Source organism: Streptomyces sp. MA5143a, assembly GCF_900290235.1.
Lineage (GTDB): Bacteria > Actinomycetota > Actinomycetes > Streptomycetales > Streptomycetaceae > Streptomyces.
The window spans coordinates 167,628-186,342 of sequence record NZ_OLMK01000001.1 but is presented as its reverse complement, the minus strand read 5'-3'; the positions used below and the strand labels follow the sequence as shown (position 1 = coordinate 186,342).

The 18,715-nt window shown below is 72.1% G+C and carries 17 protein-coding genes and 1 pseudogene; 12 read left to right on the top strand and 6 right to left on the bottom strand.

Translation table 11 applies throughout. The features are described from left to right. Positions 1-50: 50 nt before the first annotated feature. The 4 genes from SMA5143A_RS00790 (at position 51) to SMA5143A_RS00775 (ending at position 2,194) form a co-directional block, all read left to right on the top strand. Positions 51-455, top strand: coding sequence for a Tat pathway signal sequence domain protein (locus SMA5143A_RS00790; RefSeq protein WP_107460858.1), 405 nt, complete (start codon positions 51-53; stop codon positions 453-455). Next, positions 452-1,126 (top strand): class F sortase, encoded by a 675-nt coding sequence (locus SMA5143A_RS00785; protein WP_107460857.1) that lies wholly within the window; start codon positions 452-454, stop codon positions 1,124-1,126. The genes SMA5143A_RS00790 and SMA5143A_RS00785 overlap by 4 nt, the downstream gene beginning before the upstream one ends. 110 nt (positions 1,127-1,236) lie before the next feature. Beyond that, a complete protein-coding gene (locus tag SMA5143A_RS00780; protein WP_107460856.1) occupies positions 1,237-1,737 on the top strand; it encodes an RNA polymerase sigma factor in 501 nt (166 codons plus the stop codon). Then, a complete protein-coding gene (locus SMA5143A_RS00775; protein ID WP_107460855.1) occupies positions 1,721-2,194 on the top strand; it encodes a hypothetical protein in 474 nt (157 codons plus the stop codon). Before SMA5143A_RS00780 ends, SMA5143A_RS00775 begins: the two co-directional genes overlap by 17 nt. Before the next feature lie 569 nt (positions 2,195-2,763). On the opposite strand, the gene SMA5143A_RS00770 is transcribed toward SMA5143A_RS00775, so the two are convergent. Then, positions 2,764-3,264: a GNAT family N-acetyltransferase gene (locus SMA5143A_RS00770; protein ID WP_107460854.1), complete on the bottom strand. Its 501-nt coding sequence runs from the start codon at positions 3,262-3,264 to the stop codon at positions 2,764-2,766. A gap of 243 nt (positions 3,265-3,507) precedes the next feature. Between SMA5143A_RS00770 and SMA5143A_RS00765 the strand changes: the two genes are divergently transcribed. Further along, entirely contained in the window at positions 3,508-4,857 is a 1,350-nt protein-coding gene (locus tag SMA5143A_RS00765) for a jacalin-like lectin (RefSeq protein ID WP_107460853.1), read from the top strand. 85 nt (positions 4,858-4,942) lie between these two features. On the opposite strand, the gene SMA5143A_RS00760 is transcribed toward SMA5143A_RS00765, so the two are convergent. Together SMA5143A_RS00760 and SMA5143A_RS00755 are read right to left on the bottom strand one after the other, a co-directional pair. Then, complete coding sequence (locus SMA5143A_RS00760) at positions 4,943-5,236, bottom strand: putative quinol monooxygenase (protein ID WP_107460852.1); 294 nt, start codon at positions 5,234-5,236, stop codon at positions 4,943-4,945. A 289-nt stretch (positions 5,237-5,525) separates the two neighbouring features. Continuing rightward, positions 5,526-6,488 (bottom strand): carbohydrate kinase family protein, encoded by a 963-nt coding sequence (locus tag SMA5143A_RS00755; protein ID WP_107460851.1) that lies wholly within the window; start codon positions 6,486-6,488, stop codon positions 5,526-5,528. 260 nt (positions 6,489-6,748) lie between these two features. Between SMA5143A_RS00755 and SMA5143A_RS00750 the strand changes: the two genes are divergently transcribed. The 4 genes from SMA5143A_RS00750 (at position 6,749) to SMA5143A_RS00735 (ending at position 10,878) form a co-directional block, all read left to right on the top strand. Continuing rightward, positions 6,749-7,768, top strand: coding sequence for a sugar ABC transporter substrate-binding protein (locus tag SMA5143A_RS00750; RefSeq protein ID WP_107460850.1), 1,020 nt, complete (start codon positions 6,749-6,751; stop codon positions 7,766-7,768). 166 nt (positions 7,769-7,934) lie between these two features. Next, the gene (locus SMA5143A_RS00745) at positions 7,935-8,930 is read left to right on the top strand and encodes an ABC transporter permease (protein ID WP_107460849.1); all 996 of its coding nucleotides are present in this window, start codon (positions 7,935-7,937) and stop codon (positions 8,928-8,930) included. Next, positions 8,927-9,763: an ATP-binding cassette domain-containing protein gene (locus SMA5143A_RS00740; protein WP_055712371.1), complete on the top strand. Its 837-nt coding sequence runs from the start codon at positions 8,927-8,929 to the stop codon at positions 9,761-9,763. Before SMA5143A_RS00745 ends, SMA5143A_RS00740 begins: the two co-directional genes overlap by 4 nt. Positions 9,764-9,840: 77 nt before the next feature. After that, positions 9,841-10,878, top strand: a complete 1,038-nt coding sequence (locus SMA5143A_RS00735; protein ID WP_107460848.1) for a LacI family DNA-binding transcriptional regulator — start codon at positions 9,841-9,843, stop codon at positions 10,876-10,878. A 55-nt stretch (positions 10,879-10,933) separates the two neighbouring features. Here SMA5143A_RS00735 and SMA5143A_RS43650 read toward each other — a convergent pair. Next, a pseudogene (locus SMA5143A_RS43650) lies at positions 10,934-11,092 on the bottom strand (MerR family transcriptional regulator); the annotation flags it as partial. Between the two features lie 178 nt (positions 11,093-11,270). Here SMA5143A_RS43650 and SMA5143A_RS00725 point away from each other — a divergent pair. The 3 genes from SMA5143A_RS00725 to SMA5143A_RS00715 all read left to right on the top strand — a co-directional run bounded on the left by SMA5143A_RS00725 (position 11,271) and on the right by SMA5143A_RS00715 (position 13,826). Next, positions 11,271-12,074: a HEAT repeat domain-containing protein gene (locus SMA5143A_RS00725; protein WP_258193196.1), complete on the top strand. Its 804-nt coding sequence runs from the start codon at positions 11,271-11,273 to the stop codon at positions 12,072-12,074. Beyond that, positions 12,068-13,090: a MerR family transcriptional regulator gene (locus SMA5143A_RS00720; RefSeq protein ID WP_107460846.1), complete on the top strand. Its 1,023-nt coding sequence runs from the start codon at positions 12,068-12,070 to the stop codon at positions 13,088-13,090. The genes SMA5143A_RS00725 and SMA5143A_RS00720 overlap by 7 nt, the downstream gene beginning before the upstream one ends. A 109-nt stretch (positions 13,091-13,199) precedes the next feature. Continuing rightward, entirely contained in the window at positions 13,200-13,826 is a 627-nt protein-coding gene (locus SMA5143A_RS00715) for a TetR/AcrR family transcriptional regulator (RefSeq protein WP_107460845.1), read from the top strand. Between the two features lie 104 nt (positions 13,827-13,930). Here the strand turns inward: SMA5143A_RS00715 and SMA5143A_RS00710 are convergent, their stop codons facing one another. Further along, a complete protein-coding gene (locus tag SMA5143A_RS00710) occupies positions 13,931-15,145 on the bottom strand; it encodes an MFS transporter (RefSeq protein ID WP_107460844.1) in 1,215 nt (404 codons plus the stop codon). 208 nt (positions 15,146-15,353) lie between these two features. Then, entirely contained in the window at positions 15,354-18,575 is a 3,222-nt protein-coding gene (locus SMA5143A_RS00705; protein ID WP_107460843.1) for a bifunctional cytochrome P450/NADPH--P450 reductase, read from the bottom strand. Positions 18,576-18,715: the final 140 nt, after the last annotated feature.

Sequence of the window (18,715 nt, the reverse complement as noted above, 5' to 3'; positions counted from 1 at the left end):
GCCGCCCCGCCGGGTCACCGTCCGGGCGGCCCGACGAGAGAGAGCGACTCATGCGCCGTACCGTCCTCAGTGCCGCGGCCCTGGCCTGCACCGCCGTCCTGGCCGGCGCGCTGCCCGCGTTCGCCGACGACACCGCACCGTCCGCCGCGCCCCGGTCGGCGACCTCCACCGCAACGCCCGTGCCGTCCACCGCCGGGCCCGCCGAGGATTCGACCACGCCCGGGCCCGCCGAGGATTCGACCACCCCCGAGCCGGCCGAGGACGCCACCGATGCGTCTCCGGTGCCCAGCCAGGTCTCCGTGGTGCCGAGCGGGGCGCCCGACACCGGGGAGGCGGCGGAGTCGGACGGGTCCGGGACCGGAGCGGTGCTCATCGGCTCGGGCGCCGTCGCGGCCCTCGTCGGCGGGGCCGGCGCGATCGTCCTCGTCCGGCGCCGCCGGGGCGACACGGCATGACACCGCCCACCGGGGCGCTCTCCCGACGCTCCCTCGTCGCCGTGGCGGCGGCCTCGCTGCTCGTCGGGTGTCGGGGGAGCGGCGGGGCCGGGGGCCGGGACTCGGGCGGTCCACCGGTCGACACAGCCCCGTCTCCCCTCTCGTCGGACGCGGCCCGTCGGTCGTCCTCCTCGGGCGGGTCGCCGTCGCCGCTGGCGCGCTCCGTGCCGGTCAGGCTGCTGATCCCGGCCATCGGGGTGGACACGCCGGTCATGGGGCTGGGGCTGGCGGCGGACGGGAGCGTGGAGGTGCCGCCGGTGGCGGAGCACGACCGGGCGGGGTGGTACCGGCACTCACCGACACCGGGTCAGACCGGCCCCTCGGTGATCCTCGGGCACGTCACGGTCGGGGCCTACGGCGACGGTGTCTTCCGCCGGCTCGCGCGGCTGCGGCGCGGCGCGCGGATCACCGCGCGCCGGGCCGACGGCTCGACGGCGGAGTTCACCGTCGACCGTGTGCGGACCGTCGCCAAGGCCGACTTCCCGGCGGCGGAGGTCTACGGGAACGTGGACCGCCCCGAACTCCGTCTCATCACGTGCGGTGGCCCCCGCTCCGGCGAGGAGTACCGGGACAACGTGATCGTCTTCGCGACGCTGAGCGCCACCGGCCGTACGGGCGAGCCGATGTCGTGACCGGTCGCCCCTCCCCCGCCGCCCGCCCGTACGGGCACCCCCGTGGCGGGCCTCATCCCTTCCCGTACGACGGCCCGCACGGCATGACGAGCCCACGACCCTGGAGAGCGTTGAAACGGTCCCGTGAGAAGGCCGCGTCCGAACTGTTCGCCGCCCTCTACCCCCGCCTCGCCGGCTGGTGCCGCAGGCTGGTCGACGACGACGAGACGGCCCACGAGATCGCGTCGGAGGCGTTCACCCGGCTCTGGGCCCGCTGGACCTCCGTCGCCGAACCCCACGGCTTCCTCTACGTCACCGCGGCGAACCTCGTACGGGACCACTGGCGCAAGCTCGAACGGGAACGCCGGGCGATGCACCGGGCCACGGCCGAGGCGGCGGTGCGCCCGCAGGGCGATCACGCCGAGCAGGCCGACCCCTCGGTGCGGCTGCTGGTGCAGTCGCTGCCGGAGCGACTGCGTGTCCCGATCCTGCTGCACTACTACGCTGACATGCCGATCCGGGAGGTGTCCGTCCTGACCGGACGCAAGGAGGGAACCGTCAAGGCCGATCTCCACGCGGCCCGCGAACTGCTCCGCGCCCATCTGAGGAGAAGCCTTGATCACACACGCTGACGACGGCCCGGAGTTCGAGCCCGACGATCCGCTGGCCGTCGTCCTGCGCCCACCCGCCGAGCACCTCGGGCCGCCGTCCGGCCGCTACGAGGCGATCCGCCGCGCCGCGGCCCGCCGCCGACTGCTGCGTGCGGCCGCCGGAACCGCCGTCACCTGCGCGGTGGCCGCCCTCATCACCGTCCCGACGCTGTTCGCCACGTCCGGGACGCGTACGCCCCCGTCGCCGCCGCTCGCCCCGCCACCGCTGAGCAGTCCCGCTCCCACGCACCCCCGCGCGGGGTCGCCCTCACCGACGCGGCCCGACTCCGGATCGCCCTCGTCCGCCACCCCCGTTCCCGATCCCGCGGAGGACTCCTCCACCGGCCCGTCCGCGCAGCCGGGCGCGTCCTCCCCGACCGAGGAGCCCTCGGCGGCGCCGACCCCGTCCACTGCCCCTTCGGCGACCGACGCACGCTGAAGGCCGCCACACGCGAGGGGCCCCTGCACGGCAACGGTCGCCTCACCCTCGTGCCGAACGGCCGTCGTGGCTGAACTACCGCTTCGGTGAACGGAGTTGGCGGAGCACCGGCGCGTCCGTGCCCTCCAGGGCGGTCAGCGCGCCGCGCCAGTGACTCCGGGCCACCCCGTCGTCCCCGAGGGCCCGCGGGACATGCCCGTACCCGTACTCGTACTCGGCGAGGCCTGGAGCAGCCCGTACGCGTCGATGCGCTGGGCGGCCTGCCGGAGCAGCGCTCCGCACGCCGACCGCGCCGGGTCGAGGCGGCTCAGGGCCCGCAGCGCCTGCGCCCGGCCAGCAGGGAGTCTCCCGCTCGGCGTTCCCGTGGGCCGCGCCGGCTGCCATGACCCGCAACGCGCCGTCGAAGCTCCGCGGGGCTCGGGCGCGTTCGCCGAGGGTGAGCTGGGCGCGGCCCGTGGCGCAGAGGGCGACCTGCTCGATCACATGGCGGCCCGCCCGTCGGGCCAGTTGCGGAACAGCGGGCGCCCGGCGTCCGACGTCGACCCGGTACCCCTCACACCTCCGCCCCCTCACACCCCCCGTCGCATGCACACCAGCTGATCGCGCGCGTCCCACGACTCGGCGATCGTGAAGCCGAGCCGTTCGTAGAGGGCGATGGCTCCGGTGCGCCACTGCCACACCGACAGCCGCAGGGTGCTCACCCCGCTCTCCGGGGCGTGCGCCACCGCGGTCTCGATCAGGCGGGACGCGACGCCCCTGCCGCGATGGGCGGGATCCGTCCAGAGCCGCTTGATCTCGGAGCAGCCGTCGACGGGCGCGGTCACCACGAGGCAGCCGACCGCGGCCTGTTCACTCGTCGCCAGCAGCACGACATCGGCGGCGAACGCGGTCCGCGGATCCGTGATCTCCGCCCGGTAGCGGTCGGGCAGCCCGTCCACGCCGGTGACGGCCCGGCCCTTCTCCGCCTCGGTCCGCAGGTGGTAGTCCGCGAGCAACCGGGCGAGGCCGCCCTCGTCACCGGGGTCGTGCCCGGGCCTGCGGACCACCGCGATCTCGCGCTGCTCAGTCATGCCGTCAGCATCACACGCCCTCATACGCCTTCATACGCCTCATACGCCCCCTCACGCCCTGGTCGAGCCGCCGAACACAGGCGTACACCTCGGCAACTCTCCGCGAATGCCGCCCGAACTCTCGACACGACACGGGTAACCGGGGGTAACTTCAGCCACGATCGTCCGGCAACCGCTTTCCCCAGCCCCCACAGCCCCAGCCCCCGCCCCCAGCCCCAGTTCACTCCCCAGGAGAGACTCCCCATGCACAGACTCCTCGCCTGTCTGACGACGGCGGCCGCCGTCCTCGGCGGGTTCACCGTGGCCGCCCCCTCCGCCCAGGCCGCCGCGGCCGCCGACTCCGGCACCTTCAACGTCCTCAGCTACAACGTCGCGGGCCTGCCCGAGGCGATATCCAGCGCACCGACGCCCCGCGAGTCCAGCACCACGACGATCGGTCAGCGGATCGCGTCGTACGACGTCGTCCACGCCCAGGAGGACTTCAACTACCACGCCCTCCTCTACGCCGCCGACACCGCGCACCCGTACCGCACCCCCACCAGCGGCGGCGCCGGCGTCGGCAGCGGACTCAACTCGCTCTCGAAACTCCCCTACGACGAGGACGACTTCGAGCGGGTGCGCTGGAACAACTGCACCCTGGGCTCGGGCGACTGCCTGACCCCCAAGGGCTTCACCTTCATGCGCGAGCGCCTCGCCGAGGGCGTCTACGTCGACTTCTACAACCTGCACACCAACGCGGGCACCAACGACGACGACCTCGCCGCCCGCAGGGCCAACCTCAGCCAGCTCACCGACTTCATCGCCTCGCACTCCGCGGGCAACGCCGTCGTGGTCATGGGCGACACCAACACCCGGTACACCCGTTCCGGCGACACCATCGCCGAGTTCGCCGCCGCCAACGGCCTCACCGACCCGTGGGTCAAGCTGATCCGCGGTGGCGTGGCCCCCGCGAAGGGCAGTGACGCCCTGGTCTGCGACCAGACGGGGACGACCGTGCCCAACACCTGCGAGGTCGTCGACAAGATCCTCTACCGGGGCAGCAAGCTCGTCTCGCTGAACGCGACGCGCTACAACAACGAGCACGCCAAGTTCCTCACCGACGGCGGTCTGATGCTCTCCGACCACGACCCGCTCACGGTGGACTTCTCCTGGTCGCGCAACGCCGCCTTCCAGCTCAGCGACCAGTTCGGCGGCCCGCACGGCGACTACTTCAACGACATCGGCAGCGTGCCGGCCGGGGCCCGCGCCACCACCGTCGCCCTGCGCGCCGGTTCCCGCGTGGACCAGCTGAGCCTCACCCTCGCGAACGGCACCACGCTCACCCACGGCGGCACCGGGGGCACCGCGTCCTCCCTCGCGCTGGGCAGCGGCGAGTACCTCACCTCGGCCACCCTGTGCCAGGGCCAGAAGGACGGCCGCACCCGGATCTTCTCCGCCAGGTTCACCACCAACCAGGGCCGCACCCTGGCCGGGGGCACCACCACCTCGACGTGTGTGACGCGCACGGCACCGTCGGGCTGGCAGATCGCCGGCTTCCACGGCCGCGCGGGCGACGAGGCCGACAAGATCGGCTTCATCTACACCCAGCGCTGACCCGGACGACCGGCGGCGCACCCGGTCCCGGGCGGGTCGACCCGACCCGCCCGTGGCACCCCGCGGCCCACCGCACCCGGCCCGGTCACGCCAGCGGGTCGAGGAACGTGAGCACGGAGGCGTCCTCCTCGATCAGCGGCGCGAGCGCGGCGTTGAACGGGCCGCCGTAGGGGGCGTTCAGATGGGCCTGGAAGGCGTCCTCGTCCCGGTACACCTCGAAGATCCAGAAGGCGCGCGGTGCGGCCGCCTTGGTGTAGACCTCGAAGGCGAGGTTGCCTTCCTCCTCGCGCACCTTCAGGGCGTACTCCCCGATCATGCGGGCCACTTCGTCCCGCGCCCCCTCACGGGCGGTGAACTCGGCGAGCAGCGTCTTCTTCACGATGGCGTGTCCTTGTCGTTCCAGGGGTGAGTGTCGCGTCGGGGCCCGTGTCCACGGCCCGAACCGGCGTCCCGAAAAGCCCGCTTGTGGCGTTTCGTCCACGGAACGAGCCTGTCGTCGCCGAACCCGGGCCGGGGCCGCCGTCACCGCCCCGGCCAGGGCGTTCATCCCGGACGGCCGTGCCCGTCGGCCAATGTCATCGATGACATCGAGTGGCCCGATGATGGGCGAGATCCGGTGGGCACGTCAACGGCCCGCGGGGAATCGCCCGTACGGCCCGCCCCGCGGCTCAGGTGCCCACGGCGGGCGCGAGCTCCGTCAACTGCTCCCGCCACGGCGGGTTGGGGCCCGCGACCGAGCAGGTCAGGGCCGCCACCCGGGCGCCGAACCGGCACGCCTCGGCGACCTCGTCGAGACCGACCCCGTCCAGTCGGCCACCGAGCAGACCAAGGGTGCCGAGGTGGTGCAGGAGGCCGGCCGTGAAGGAGTCGCCCGCGCCGACCGTGTCGACGACGCGGGTGGCCACCGCGGGCACCCGTACCCGTTCGCCGTCGAGCGAGGCCAGGGCTCCGTCGGCGCCGAGGGTGATCACGACGAGCCGTACCCCCGCGGCGTGCCAGGTGTCGCAGGCCCGCTCGGGCGAGGTGCCCGGCAGCAGCAGGTCCAGGTCGTCCGAGCTCAGTCGCAGGATGTCGGTGAGACCGCACCAGCGCGCCAGCCGGGCGCGGTAGACCTCGGGATCCACCAGCAGCGGCCGGACGTTGGGGTCGATGCTGACGGTGGCATGGTCGGCCGCCGTCTCCAGGAACCGTTCCACCACCGCCCCGCCGGGCTCGCGGACCAGCGCCAGCGAGCCGGTGTGCACACAGGCCGTCCCCGACAGGTCCACCCGGGCCAGTTCCTCCGGGGTCCACTGCCAGTCGGCGGTGTTCTGGGCGTGGAAGGAGAACGCGGCCTGCCCGGTGGCGTCCAGTTCCGCCACGGCCAGCGTGCTGGGCTCGGCGGCGGCGACGGCGTACGAGAGGTCGACGCCGGACGCCTCCAGGTGCCCCCGGAACAGCCGGCCGAACACGTCCCCCGACAGTCGGGCGAGGAAGCGGGCCGGGGTCCCGAGCCGGCCCAGGGCCACGGCCGTGTTCGCGGGTCCGCCGCCGGGCAGCACCCGCAGAGCGAGTTCATCGGGAGCGTGGGCCGGCTCGGTGAAGGCGTCCGCGACGCACTCTCCCAGCACAGTGATCCGACTCGGGCTCATGGGCTGCTCTCTCTCGAAGAAGGCTCGGAAGGACCGGGCGAAAGGGCCGACGCGGCGACAGGGGGCTCACCGGCGTACGGAGACGACGGCTTCGTACGTTGCCGATTTGTGACGGGTGGAAGGCATTGACGTTGCCCGGATCCGGAGTCCATCATCCTCGCCATGCAGTGTCAACGATGACATAAGTCAACGATGACACCCGGGGCGGCATGTTCCGATCACCCAGCCCCGTGCCGCTCGCTATCCCACAGGAGTCGATCATGTCTCGCACCACTCGCCTGTCCTCCTCCCTCCTCCGAGCGGCCGCGGTCACGGGCGTCGCGGCCCTCACGCTGACGGCCTGCGGCTCCGGCTCCGGTTCGGACTCCTCCTCGGGTTCCGGCTCCGGAACCGTCAAGGTCGGCCTGATCACCAAGACCGACACCAACCCGTTCTTCGTCAAGATGAAGGAGGGCGCGGAGAAGGCCGCCAAGGAGAACGGCGCCGAACTGTCCACCGCGGCAGGCAAGTTCGACGGGGACAACGCCGGCCAGGTGACCGCTCTGGAGAACATGGTCGCCGCCGGCGTGAAGGGCATCCTGATCACCCCGAGCGACTCCAAGGCGATCGTCCCCGCGATCGAGAAGGCCCGCGCCAAGGGCGTCCTGGTCATCGCGCTGGACACCCCGACCGACCCGGAGAAGGCCGTCGACGCCCTCTTCGCCACCGACAACCTCAAGGCCGGCGAGCTGATCGGCGAGTACGCCAAGGCCGCGATGAAGGGCAAGAAGGCGAAGATAGCCACCCTCGACCTGGCGCCGGGCGTCTCGGTCGGCGTCCAGCGGCACGACGGTTTCCTGAAGGGCTTCGGCGCCTCGGACAAGGACGTCGTCTGTGCCCAGGACACCGGCGGCGACCAGGCCAAGGGCCAGACCGCGATGGAGAACTGCCTGCAGAAGGCCCCCGACATCAACGTCGTCTACACCATCAACGAGCCGGCGGCCCTCGGCGCCTACACCGCGCTGAAGGCCAAGGGCCGCGAGAAGGACGTGCTGATCGTCTCCGTCGACGGCGGCTGCACCGGCACCCAGGCCGTCAAGGACGGCAAGATCGCCGCGACGTCGCAGCAGTACCCGCTGAAGATGGCCGCCGAGGGTGTGAAGGCCGTCGTGACGTACGCCAAGGACGGCAAGAAGGCGTCCGGTTACACGGACACCGGCGTCACGCTGATCACCGACAAGGCACAGGACGGGGTCGCGTCGAAGGACACCGCCTACGGCCTGGAGAACTGCTGGGGCTGAGCCTCCCGGGACCGTACGACCCCGCCACCGCCCTCAGCGGGGCGGCCGCCCTCTCCCTGACCGGGGACGGCCGCCCCGCCCCGGTGGCGGGGGCTTCCCCCCTCGTCCTCCGACCAGGACGCCACGTCCTCCGACCAGGACTTCTGTCTTCCGACAAGGACTTCGCATGACAGCGACGACATCGCCGTACTCGGAGCTCAAAGCGCCGACCACGGTCCGCAGACTGCTCACGGCACCGACCACCGGCCCCCTGGCCGCCCTTCTCCTGGCCTGCGCCTTCTTCTCGTTCTCGACCGACCAGTTCCTCACCGGCGGCAACTTCTCGCTGATCGTGCAGCAGGTCATGGTCGTGGGCACCCTCGCCATCGGGCAGACCCTGATCATCCTCACGGCCGGGATCGACCTGTCGTGCGGTGCGGTGATGGCGTTCGGCAGCATCGTGATCGCCAAGATGGCGGCCGAGGGCTCCGTCCCGCCGCTGGTCGCGATCGCGCTGGGCCTGGTCGTCTGCGGCGGTTTCGGGCTGCTCAACGGCCTGTTGGTGCAGAAGATCCCGCTGCCGCCGTTCATCGTCACCCTCGGCATGCTCAATGTGGCGTTCGCGCTGACGCACATCTACTCCGAGGAGCAGACGGTCAGCAATCTGCCCGGCCCGCTGACCGCCCTCGGCGAGACCTTCCCCCTCGGCCACACGGACATCACCTACGGCTCCCTGGTGACCATCGCCCTGTTCCTGCTGTTCGCCTACGCGCTGAGCAGCACCGGCTGGGGCCGCCACGTCTACGCCCTGGGCAACAGCGCCGAGGCCGCGCGGCTGAACGGCATCCGCACCTCCCGCCTCACCGTCGGCGTCTACACGGTGGCCGGTCTGCTGTACGGGGTCGCCGCCCTGCTGCTCATCTCCCGCACCGGTGTCGGCGACCCGCAGGCCGGGCAGACCGACAACCTCGACAGCATCACCGCCGTGGTCCTCGGCGGCACCAGCCTCTTCGGCGGCCGCGGTTCGGTCCTCGGCACCTTCATCGGCGTCCTCATCGTCGGTGTGTTCCGCAACGGGCTCCAGCTGATGGGGGTCGCCTCGATCTACCAGACCCTGATCACGGGTGTCCTGGTGATCCTCGCGGTGACCGTCGACCAGATCTCCCGGAAGAAGGCACGATGACCGCGACCCCCGCCCCCACGCCCGTGCTCCAGGCCCGCGGCCTCGTCAAGCGGTACGGACACGTCACCGCCATCGACGGCGCCGACTTCGATCTGCTGCCCGGTGAGGTCCTCGCCGTCATCGGCGACAACGGAGCCGGCAAGACCAGCCTCATCAAGGCGCTGACCGGCGCCGTCGTCCCGGACGCGGGCGAGATACGGCTGAACGGCGAGCCCATCACCTTCTCCGGCCCGCAGAGCGCACGCGCCCACGGCATCGAGACGGTCTATCAGGACCTCGCGGTCGCCGCGTCGATGGACATCGCCTCGAACATGTTCCTCGGTCGTGAACTGCGTCGCCCCGGTGTCCTCGGCACCGCCTTCCGCATGCTCGACAAGAAGCGCATGCGGCAGGAGGCCGCCGAGCACATGGCCGACCTCAAGATCGGTCTGCGCTCGCTCACGCAGTCGGTGGAGACCCTCTCCGGCGGACAGCGCCAGGCGGTCGCGGTCGCCCGCGCCGTGGCCTGGGCCCGCTCGGTGGTCGTCATGGACGAACCGACCGCCGCCCTCGGCGTCAAGGAGTCGGGCCAGGTCCTCGATCTGATCCGCCGGGTCCGCGACAAGGGCATGCCCGTGGTCCTCATCAGCCACAACATGCCCCATGTCTTCGAGATCGCGGACCGAATCCACGTCCACCGGCTGGGCCGGCGGGCCGCCGTGATCAAGCCCTCCGACTACTCCATGGCCGAGGTCGTCGCCATCATGACCGGCGCACTCACCGTCGACGCGGCCGGAGATACTGTCGTTGCGGATTCGGAGGCCGCGAAGGCCGCCGGCGTCCGGGCCACCTGACAGCCCAACCCCGCTCTCCCGTCTCCGGCCGAAGGCCGCGGCCGGAGAGGAGAGCCCTTCAGGAGACGGTTTCCTCCATGGCAGCGAACCGCCGCCCCACCCTGGCCGATGTCGCCCGAGAGGTGGGGGTCAGCGCCAAGACGGTCTCCCGGGTCCTCAACGAGGACGGCCCCGTCTCCGCGCGGACCAGGGAACAGGTACAGGCCGCAGTGGCGAAGCTCGGCTTCCAGCCGAACCTCATGGCCCGCAACATCCGCGTCGGCGGCCCGGACACCACCATCGGTCTGGTCATCCCCGACCTGGCCAACCCCTTCTTCGGGGCGGTGGCCCGGGCCATCGAGGACACCGTCGGCGACCGCGGACTGACCCTGCTCATGGGTTCCTCCGCGGACGACCCGGAACGGGAACGCGCCCTCACGGACAAGTTCCTCGCCCGCCGCGTCAGCATCCTGATCGTCGTCCCGTCCGTGGGCGCCGACCACTCCCACCTCAAGTCCCAGCGCACGGCGGGACTGCCCGTGGTCTTCCTCGACCGGCCCGGAGTCGGCCTGGTCACCGACAGCATCGTCAGCTCCAACCGGGCCGGGGCCCAGGAGGGCGTCGCGCACCTCATCGCCCACGGGCACCGCAGGATCGGCTTCGTCGGCGACCTGCCCCCGAAGCTGTACACCCGCCGTGAGCGCCAGGCGGGCTACCGCGCGGCGCTGTCGGAGGCCGGCATCCCCTACGACCGCGCCCTCATGGCCAACGCCCACGACCAGTCGGGTGCCGAGGCCGCGACCGCCCAGCTCCTCGGTCTGGCCGATCCCCCCACCGCCCTGTTCGCGGGCAACAACATCATGGCGCTGGGCATAGTGGCCGAACTCGCCCGCAGCAAGCGCAAGGAGGTCGCGGTCGTCGCCTTCGACGACGTGGCGCTCGCCGAGACACTGGAGCCGGCCCTGACCGTCGTCGCCCAGGACGCGGAGGAGCTCGGCCGGGTGGCCGCGACCACCGCCCTGGCCCGCCTCGACGGCGACCGCGGCCGCGCCCGCACCCTCACCGTCCCCACCCGTCTGATCGTCCGGGGCTCGGGCGAACAGCCCGCCCCGCGGCCGCGGCCCCGCACCGAGTAGCCCCGCACGGCGTGCGGTTCACCCCTGGTCGGCCGGTGCGATGGGAGGTGGCTTCTCAGGACCTCTGCTCCCAGGTCGCGGTGTCCGGGTCGATGCCGTGGGCGCGCGCGTCGGCGTCGACGAGGTGACGGCACCAGGTGGCGAGGCCGGCGCGGACGCCGTCGTGGTGGGCGGCGAACTCCGGGTCGGCCTCGTACGTGCGGGCGGGACAAACCGCTGGAGTTCTGTCGGTGTCTCGGCGAGACGGCTGAGTGCCTGGAGCCGATCCGGTGTAATGGCGACGAACAGTTTTCCGGGGGAAGGGTTGGCGGACGCGACAGGACCCTGCGACCAGCGGGATTCCCGAGTCGCCGGTCACGGACTTGACCTTGACACGGTGACAGGGTTTTCGCTTGGCGCAGGAGGTGGTCCCGATCAGCACGACCCACGTAACCCCGCAGAACACCCGAGTGACCAACGCCCTGGGCGCCGAGGACTCGTCGATCCGGCTTCAGACGGCCCTGGCGGTCGGCTCGAACCCCGACCCCGCGTTCCTGGAGACGATCGTCGAGCGGTGCGCGGTGGAGCCGGACTTCTTCGTACGAGACATGCTGTCCTGGGCGCTGACCCGTCTCCCACCAGAGATCAGCCTGCCCCGGATCCGCCAGGAGCTCGACTCCGGGCGTACTCAGGCCCGCAGCCAGGCGCTGCACACACTCTCCAAGATCGGCGACAGGAACACGTGGGCCTGGATCACCCGCGACCTGCTGCGGGACGCCGACGACGAGGTCGCGCGGACCGCGTGGCGCGTCGCGGTCGTCCTCGTGCCCGAGGACGAGGAGAAGGACCTGGCCGACGAACTGGTTCTGCAACTCGGCCGTGGTGACCGCGATGTGCAGCTGAGTCTGAGCCGGGCCCTGGTCGACCTCGGTGACGTGATCAAGCCCGCGCTGGAGAGGGCCGCGGAGAGTTCCGACCCGGCGGTGGCCGCGCACGCCCGTGCCACCGAGCTGCTCCGGCAGAACCCGGAGACCGGTTTCGACGCGGCCCTCGACGAGGCGAAGCGCGTGGTCGCACTCGGCCCGGAACGAGCTGCTGCCGCCGCCGCGGCTGCGTCAGCAGGCACCGAGACCTCGGAGACCGCCGAGCCCGCGGAGACGACCGAGCCGAGGGAAGCCGCGAAGGCAGCAGAGGCCTCGGAGGGCGCGGGTTGCTGATCGGCGATGTGGCCCGCCGCTCCGGGGTGAGCACCCGGATGCTCCGGCACTATGACGCCCTGGGGTTGGTGCGGCCCACGGGCCGCACCGCCGGTGGCTACCGCGAGTACTCCGCCGAGGATGTCCGCAGGATCTTCCACGTGGAGAGCCTGCGGTCCCTCGGGCTCTCGCTCAAGCAGATCGGGCGCGCGCTGGAAGACCCGGCCTTCACGCCGTCCGCCCTGGTCAGCGACCTCATCCGGCGAACGGAAGAGCGCCTGGCGCGGGAACAGGAGCTGCTCGAGCGGCTCCGTGCGATCGACGCGTCGGCGCCCAACGACTGGCAGGGGGTGCTGCGCGTCGTCGCACTCGTGCGGGAACTCACCTCGACCAACGCCGCGCGCAGACAGCAGGCCGTCCTGGCCCGGCCAAAGGACGTGTCGGCACCCGCCGAACTGCTGGCCGGGGCGGTCCTGACCGAAGCCGACCCGCACGTCGCAGGCGCCCTGCGCTGGGCGCTCGCCCGATCGGGCGGCGACGGCTGGGCGACGCTGACCGCCGGCACGCACTCGGAGGATGCCGACATCCGGCGGCGCGCGGTGCTGGCCATCGCCGAGATGCCCGAGGCTCCGGGTGCTACCGCGGTGCTCACGGACGCTCTCGGGGACCCGGACACGACGGTGCGCAGGCACGCTGCTCTGGCTCTGGGCAGGCAGGGCGAGGCCGCGGCCGTGCCCACCCTCGTCAGCATGGTGGTGGAGGGTTCCCACGACGTGGACGCGGCGGAGGTTCTGGGAACGCTGTCCCTGGACCCCGCGTGCACGGATCGGATCACGACCGCCCTGGTCGACGAACTGGCCGCGCCCACCGCGGACTCCGCGACGCGGATCCGTCTCACTCAGGCGCTGGTCGAGCTCGCGGGAACCACCGCGCGGGAGGTCCTGCGCCAACTGGCCCACGACGACGACAGCGTTGTCGCCCTCGTCGCCTCGGCCCTCGTCGGAGTTCTCAAGGACCAGTCCCTCGAAGATCGTTGACGAGCCCTGGTGACAGGCCCCCCACATCCGGAGGGGTGTGGGAGGGGTCTCTCGCATTCCGACCTGATCGATCGACTTGTTCGTGGGACTAAGTCGATACAATGGCTTCATGGCTCACGTTTCCGCGGCCGAGCGCCGTCCTCAGCTGATCAAGGCCGCCATCGACCTCATGACGAGGGAGGGCGTGGCCGCCGGCAGCACCCGTGCCATCGCGGCCGAACTCGGCGTGGCCCAGGCCACGGTGCACTACACCTTCGGGACCAAGGAAGACCTGTATCGCGCCGTCATGGAGCAGCTCACCCACGATCTGATCACCCAGGTCGGACGGTCGGCGCCCGCCGACGCCGGCTTCGAGGACACAGTCGCGGCACTCGCCACCGCCCTGTGGCGGACCGTGCGTGAGCAACCGACCACGCACCTGCTGCTCACCGAGCTGTCCATGTTCGCGCTCCGGACCCCGCGACTGAAGGAGGCCCTGGAGGGCCACTACCGCGAGGTGACGGCCGTGACGACGAAGCTGGTGACCGAGGCGGCCGAGCGCACGGGTCACCAGCTGGCCCAGCCGCCGGAGACCCTCGCCCGGTTCTTCCTGGCCGGCTTCGACGGTCTCTCGTCGCAACGCCTCTCCCTGCCCGACGAGGAAGCCGAACGCGCCTGCCTCCAGGCCCTGGTCTCCGCCGTCGTCGCACTCGCGGGCGGCCGCATGGAGTTCGTGACCCTGCCGACGGACTGGTGAGCCGACGGCGAGGCGGGAAAGGGCCGGCGCGGACGGTGTTCCGTCCGCGCCGGCCCTTCGGCGGTTGATCGGCGGTCTGTGGGCGCGCGTCCCGTGCGGCCTGCTCAGGCCGTCGGCACACGTCCGGGTGGTGACGCGCCGGCGGTCTCCCCGCCGGCCACCGTCATCCTCAGCAGGGGCAGCGAGGCGAGGCAGGTGCCGCTCGCCAGGACGACGCTCAGTACGCCGGCCCCGGCCCCGTCGAGCACGGCGCCGACGGCCAACGGCCCCACGCCGGTGCCCAGCGCACCCGCGCCGCTGAGGGAGGCGACAAGTCGGCCGGTCGGGTCGAGGAGCGCGGCGGCGGCAAGCATCTGCACCAGGACGGCCAGTTGGCAGCCCTGCCAGAGGACGGCCGCGACGGTGAAGAACACGGGGTCATGGGTGAAGATCAGGATCGCCATCGCGACGGCCTGCCCCATGACGAACGCGGCCATCGACCGCATGCGCCCCAAGTGCCGTGCGGTGACGGGCCCCACCACCGCGCCGACGAGTGCCACGACGCTGGAGACAGCGAGGACGGCCGACACCGCCGAGTGCGACATGCCGGTGTGCTGACGCCCCAGGACCGAGGCGTACGACCACGCGCCCTGGGTGACGGCCCACAGGAGCCCGGTACCGACGAGCAGCACGACCGACGGCCTCGACGCCGCCGCCACGCGCGTACCGGACCCGGCGGCCGGTGGCGTGGGACCGTCGCCCGGCGCGGTGGGACCGGCGGGGCCGTCGGGGAGCCGGCGCAGCAGCGGCCAGGCGACGAGACAGCACACCGCCATGAGCAGGAAGCCGGCGCCCTCCCCCAGGTCGTGGTTGGCCATGGGGACGCCCATGATCAGGAGCGCGGTCACGCCGACGACACCGCAGATGGTGACCGCGGAGGCCTTGTCGGCGTCGTCGGTGGCGGCGAGCGCGGCCGTGGCCGCCGCGTAGACGGCGCCGAGCCCCGCGCCGAGGACCAGGTTGGCGAGGACCAGGGTGACCGTGTCGTTGACCGCGGCCGCGCCCAGGAAGCCGACGCACGAGACGGCCAGGCCCAGCCGGGCCATCCGTACCCGGCCCGGCCGCGCCGCCCGCCCGGCCAGCAGCAGCGTGACGACGGCGGTCGCCATCAGCTGGGTCGCGGCCACGAGCCCGGCGGTGGAGTCGGACAGCGCGAAGCGGGTCGCGAAGTCGTCGACGAAGACGGGCATCACGTTCGCTCCGCCGTTACCCAGGGTCACTCCGGCGACGAGGGCGACCGCCATGCCGAAGGTGAGTGCGGAACCCGTTCGCGCGTTCACCGACCGCTCCTCTGTGGGTGGTTGGGGGTGGTCAAGGGTCCTCGGCGGGACGCCGGGCGTGTGACGGGCATGCGAGCCTCACGAGTTCAGGAGGGGGGGAGACGGTGCAAAGGGGAGACAGGGCCACGGAGGGGGGGAGTGTCCGTGACCCTGTCGGTCAGTGGGGTGGCGCGGTGTGCGGCGGGCGCCGCCACCACGCCCTGGCCGGTCAGCCGGCCCAGACGTCCTCGACGTAGATGCCGGACTCGATCAGCGCGTTCAGCCAGGCCCTCGCCTCGACATCCGCGGCGCCGGTGTGCGTGCGGTAGATCGCCATGAACGCCTCCCGCACGGCGGGCGCCATCCGGCGGCCGTCGCCGCAGACATGGACACGACCACCGGCCTCCAGGGCCGCCCACACCTCGTCGCTCTCCTTGGCGATGCGGTCCTGGACGAAGCGGGCCCCGTCCTCGGGCGCGCAGGAGAAGGTGGGCCGCATGCTGACGGCTCCGGCGGCCTCGGCCGCCGCGAACTCCGTGCGGTGCAGGTAGTCGACGTCGGGGTGGTCGCAGCCGAAGTAGCACAGCAGGGTGCCCGTCGACCCGGCGTGGTGGCGGTCGAGCACGGCCCCGCGGAAGGGGGCGAGACCGGTGCCCGCGCTGACCAGGATCACCGGCACCGAATCGTCCTCGGGCAGCCGGAACGCCTCACTGCAGGGCAGTACCCGGGCCTGGACCGTGTCGCCGGCGCCCACCGTCTGGAGGTAGTGCGAACCGATGCCACGGAAGGTGCCCTCGCCGCAGCGGTGGGGCGCGGCGAGCAGCGACACCATCAGGTCGACCTCGCCGGGTGCCGCCGCGGCGGACGAGGAGATCGAGTAGTGGCGCGGGCGCAGCACCGGCAGCAGCTCGAGGAAGACCTCGAACGGCAGCTCGCAGGCCCGGTAGCGCTCCAGCAGGTCGAGGAGACTGCGTCCGGCGGCGGTCACCTGCTCGCGGAAGGTGTCCTCGTCCGCCGCGGCGAGTTCGGCCAGGGGGCGCTTCTCGGGCGGGCAGGCGGTGTGCTCGGCGAGCACGGCGACCTGCTCCCGGGTGGCGGGGTCCTGGAGTTCGACGAAGTCGGTGAGGAGGCGGCGCAGGGTCAGCGGGCGGTCGACGGGCAGGGCACCCCGGCTGCGGCGGCGGGCCTGGAGCCGGACGGTGCGGTCCAGGTCGAGGGCGAAACGGTCGGCCACCCGCCGCACGAGGTCGGCCGGATTGCTCGGGAGGACGGCGAGGTGGTCGCCGGTGCGATAGGTGACCCCCTCCGGCAGCCGCAGCTTCAGAAAACGCTTGGAGCGGCCCAGCCCGTGGTCCATGTCGACCAGTTCACCGGCGTCGAGCACCTCCATCGGCTGGACGCCGTGCCGTGCGGCGAGCCCGCCGATGACCGAGTCGGTCGCGTCCTCCAGTACGTACAGGCCTGCGTCCTGGTCGTCCTCCGGTTCGGCGGCGGGCGCCTCCCCGGCGGTCCCGTAGCGCTCCAGGAGAGTGGTCCACAGGTCGCCGGTCCAGCGGTCCACGGTGCCGGCGAAGTCACCGGCGGCGTCGGCGGCGCCGCGCTCCAGCAGTGGTGTGGCGCCCGCGGCGGTGAGCCGCTCGTCGATGAGGGTCGGGACGCGCTGGTAGGTGGCGGCCCAGTTGCGGTCGCCGACGCCGAGTACGGCGTACCGCACGCCGTCGAGGGCGCCGGGCTCCAGCCCCTCCAGCCAGGTGACGAACTCCGTGGCGTCGTCGGTGGGCCTGCCGTTGTAGGAGGCGGCGACGATCACGACCGGCCCGTCGGTCCCGGCGAGCTTGCCCACGGCTTCGTCGAGGGGGGCGACGGAGGCGGTGAAGCCGCGCTCGCCGCCGTCGTCGGCCAGGTCGCGGGCGATGCCCAGGCAGGTGCCCAGGTTGGAGCCGTGCAGGAGCGTGAGCGAGGTGCCGGTGGCACGCCGGACGACGGCGCGGTCCTGGCCGGCGGGAGCGCCGCCCGCCACGAGGGCCCCGGCGGCTGGCGAGCGCCGCTCCCCGCTGGTGCGCCGGGCCAGGTTCAGGGTGAACTCGTCCGGCTTCAGGGTGAGCGACTGCTTGATCTTCAGCTGGTAGTTGGTGTGGTCGATCAGGCGGTAGCGGTGGATCACCAGCGCGAGGACCAGGGTGGCCTCGTGCAGCGCGAACTGCCGCCCGATACAGGCACGTTCACCGCTGCCGAACGGCTTGAACAGATGGACCGGTCGCTCCTCCTCCCGCTCCGGCAGGAACCGGTCCGGGTCGAACAGCTCGACGTTCTCGCCCCAGGCGGGGTCGCGGTGCAGCTGCGGAATGAGGATCTGGATGGATTCGCCCGCGCGCACGGCGTACTTCCCGCCGATGACCGTGTCCTCGATCGGCTCCACCGCGAAGGCGGGCGCCGTCGGCCACAGCCGCAGGCTCTCGTTGAGCACCTGACGGATGTACGTCAGCTTGCCGATGTCCCCGTAGTCGGGATCGGGGGCGTCCGTGTCACCCCACAGGGCGTCGACCTCGGCCTGGGCCCGGGCGAGGACCTCGGGGTGCTTGGTCAGGTAGTAGAGGGCGAACGACAGCGCCCCGCTGGTGGTCTCGTGGCCGGCGATGAGGAACGTGATCGCCTGGTAGCGGATGTTGACGTCGTCCAACGGCTCGCCCGTCACCGCGTCACGGGTGTGCAGCATCCGCCCGAGCAGGTCGTCGGTGCTCAGGTCCCCCGACGCCCGGCGCTGTCGGATCACGTCGTCGACGAGGCCCTCCATCAAGGCCACGTCCTCGCGGAACTGCTCCGCCTGCTTCCACTTGAACAGCTCCGCGCCCGGGATCGACTCGCCCTTGTCCTGGGCGAAGGCCAGCGCCCTGGACAGCGCGGTGACGAAGGGGTGCGGCTCGTCGCGGTCGAACGACTCGAAGTCGTAGCCGAAGCCGCACAGGCCGATCGTGTCGAGCGTCAGGCGCGTCATGTCGTCGGCGACGTCCACGGACTCCTCGCCCGCCGCCCGGTCCCACTTCCCGATCAGTTCCCGGGCGACCCGGAGCATCGTCGCGTGGTAGCCGCGCATCGCGCCGAGTGAGAACGCCGGCATCAGAACGTCGTGCGCCTTGCGCCAGTTAGGCTCGTCGTTGTACGCGGTGAACAGCCCGTCGCCGCCGATCCCCCGGAGGATCACCAGGTCGGGGTGGACGTTCTTGCGGAACCGGCTCTCGTCCGCCAGCTCGGTGACCAGGTCGAGACCGGAGGCGAAGTTGATCTCGTTGCCGAAGACGCGGAGCCTGAACAGCGGCCCCAGCTCCTTGGCCTCCTTCATCACGTAGAGCAGGCCGTCGGCCCCGCTGGGGATGTCGAACGCGTGGCCCACCAGGGGCAGGGCCGGGCGCTGAGGAATCGGTTCGGTTCCGCGCAGGGTCTCGTGGGTCATGAGCTTGCCTTTCGTCGCCGCACAGGCTGTCCGCTGGCTAGAACCATACAAGCGACATTGTCACTCGACAATGTCGCTTGACTGTGGCGCCTGACACAGTCGGTCGATGGGCCACCGGACCCCCTTGGGGGAGCGCCACA

What these genes read in the sequence shown, in the direction of transcription:
- SMA5143A_RS00790 (WP_107460858.1), top strand. Translation starts at nt 51, where the DNA reads ATGCGCCGTACCGTCCTCAGTGCCGCGGCCCTGGCCTGCACCGCCGTC.
- SMA5143A_RS00785 (WP_107460857.1), top strand. Translation starts at nt 452, where the DNA reads ATGACACCGCCCACCGGGGCGCTCTCCCGACGCTCCCTCGTCGCCGTG.
- SMA5143A_RS00770 (WP_107460854.1), bottom strand. Translation starts at nt 3,264, where the DNA reads ATGACTGAGCAGCGCGAGATCGCGGTGGTCCGCAGGCCCGGGCACGAC.
- SMA5143A_RS00765 (WP_107460853.1), top strand. Translation starts at nt 3,508, where the DNA reads ATGCACAGACTCCTCGCCTGTCTGACGACGGCGGCCGCCGTCCTCGGC.
- SMA5143A_RS00755 (WP_107460851.1), bottom strand. Translation starts at nt 6,488, where the DNA reads ATGAGCCCGAGTCGGATCACTGTGCTGGGAGAGTGCGTCGCGGACGCC.
- SMA5143A_RS00750 (WP_107460850.1), top strand. Translation starts at nt 6,749, where the DNA reads ATGTCTCGCACCACTCGCCTGTCCTCCTCCCTCCTCCGAGCGGCCGCG.
- SMA5143A_RS00745 (WP_107460849.1), top strand. Translation starts at nt 7,935, where the DNA reads ATGACAGCGACGACATCGCCGTACTCGGAGCTCAAAGCGCCGACCACG.
- SMA5143A_RS00740 (WP_055712371.1), top strand. Translation starts at nt 8,927, where the DNA reads ATGACCGCGACCCCCGCCCCCACGCCCGTGCTCCAGGCCCGCGGCCTC.
- SMA5143A_RS00735 (WP_107460848.1), top strand. Translation starts at nt 9,841, where the DNA reads ATGGCAGCGAACCGCCGCCCCACCCTGGCCGATGTCGCCCGAGAGGTG.
- SMA5143A_RS00715 (WP_107460845.1), top strand. Translation starts at nt 13,200, where the DNA reads ATGGCTCACGTTTCCGCGGCCGAGCGCCGTCCTCAGCTGATCAAGGCC.
- SMA5143A_RS00705 (WP_107460843.1), bottom strand. Translation starts at nt 18,575, where the DNA reads ATGACCCACGAGACCCTGCGCGGAACCGAACCGATTCCTCAGCGCCCG.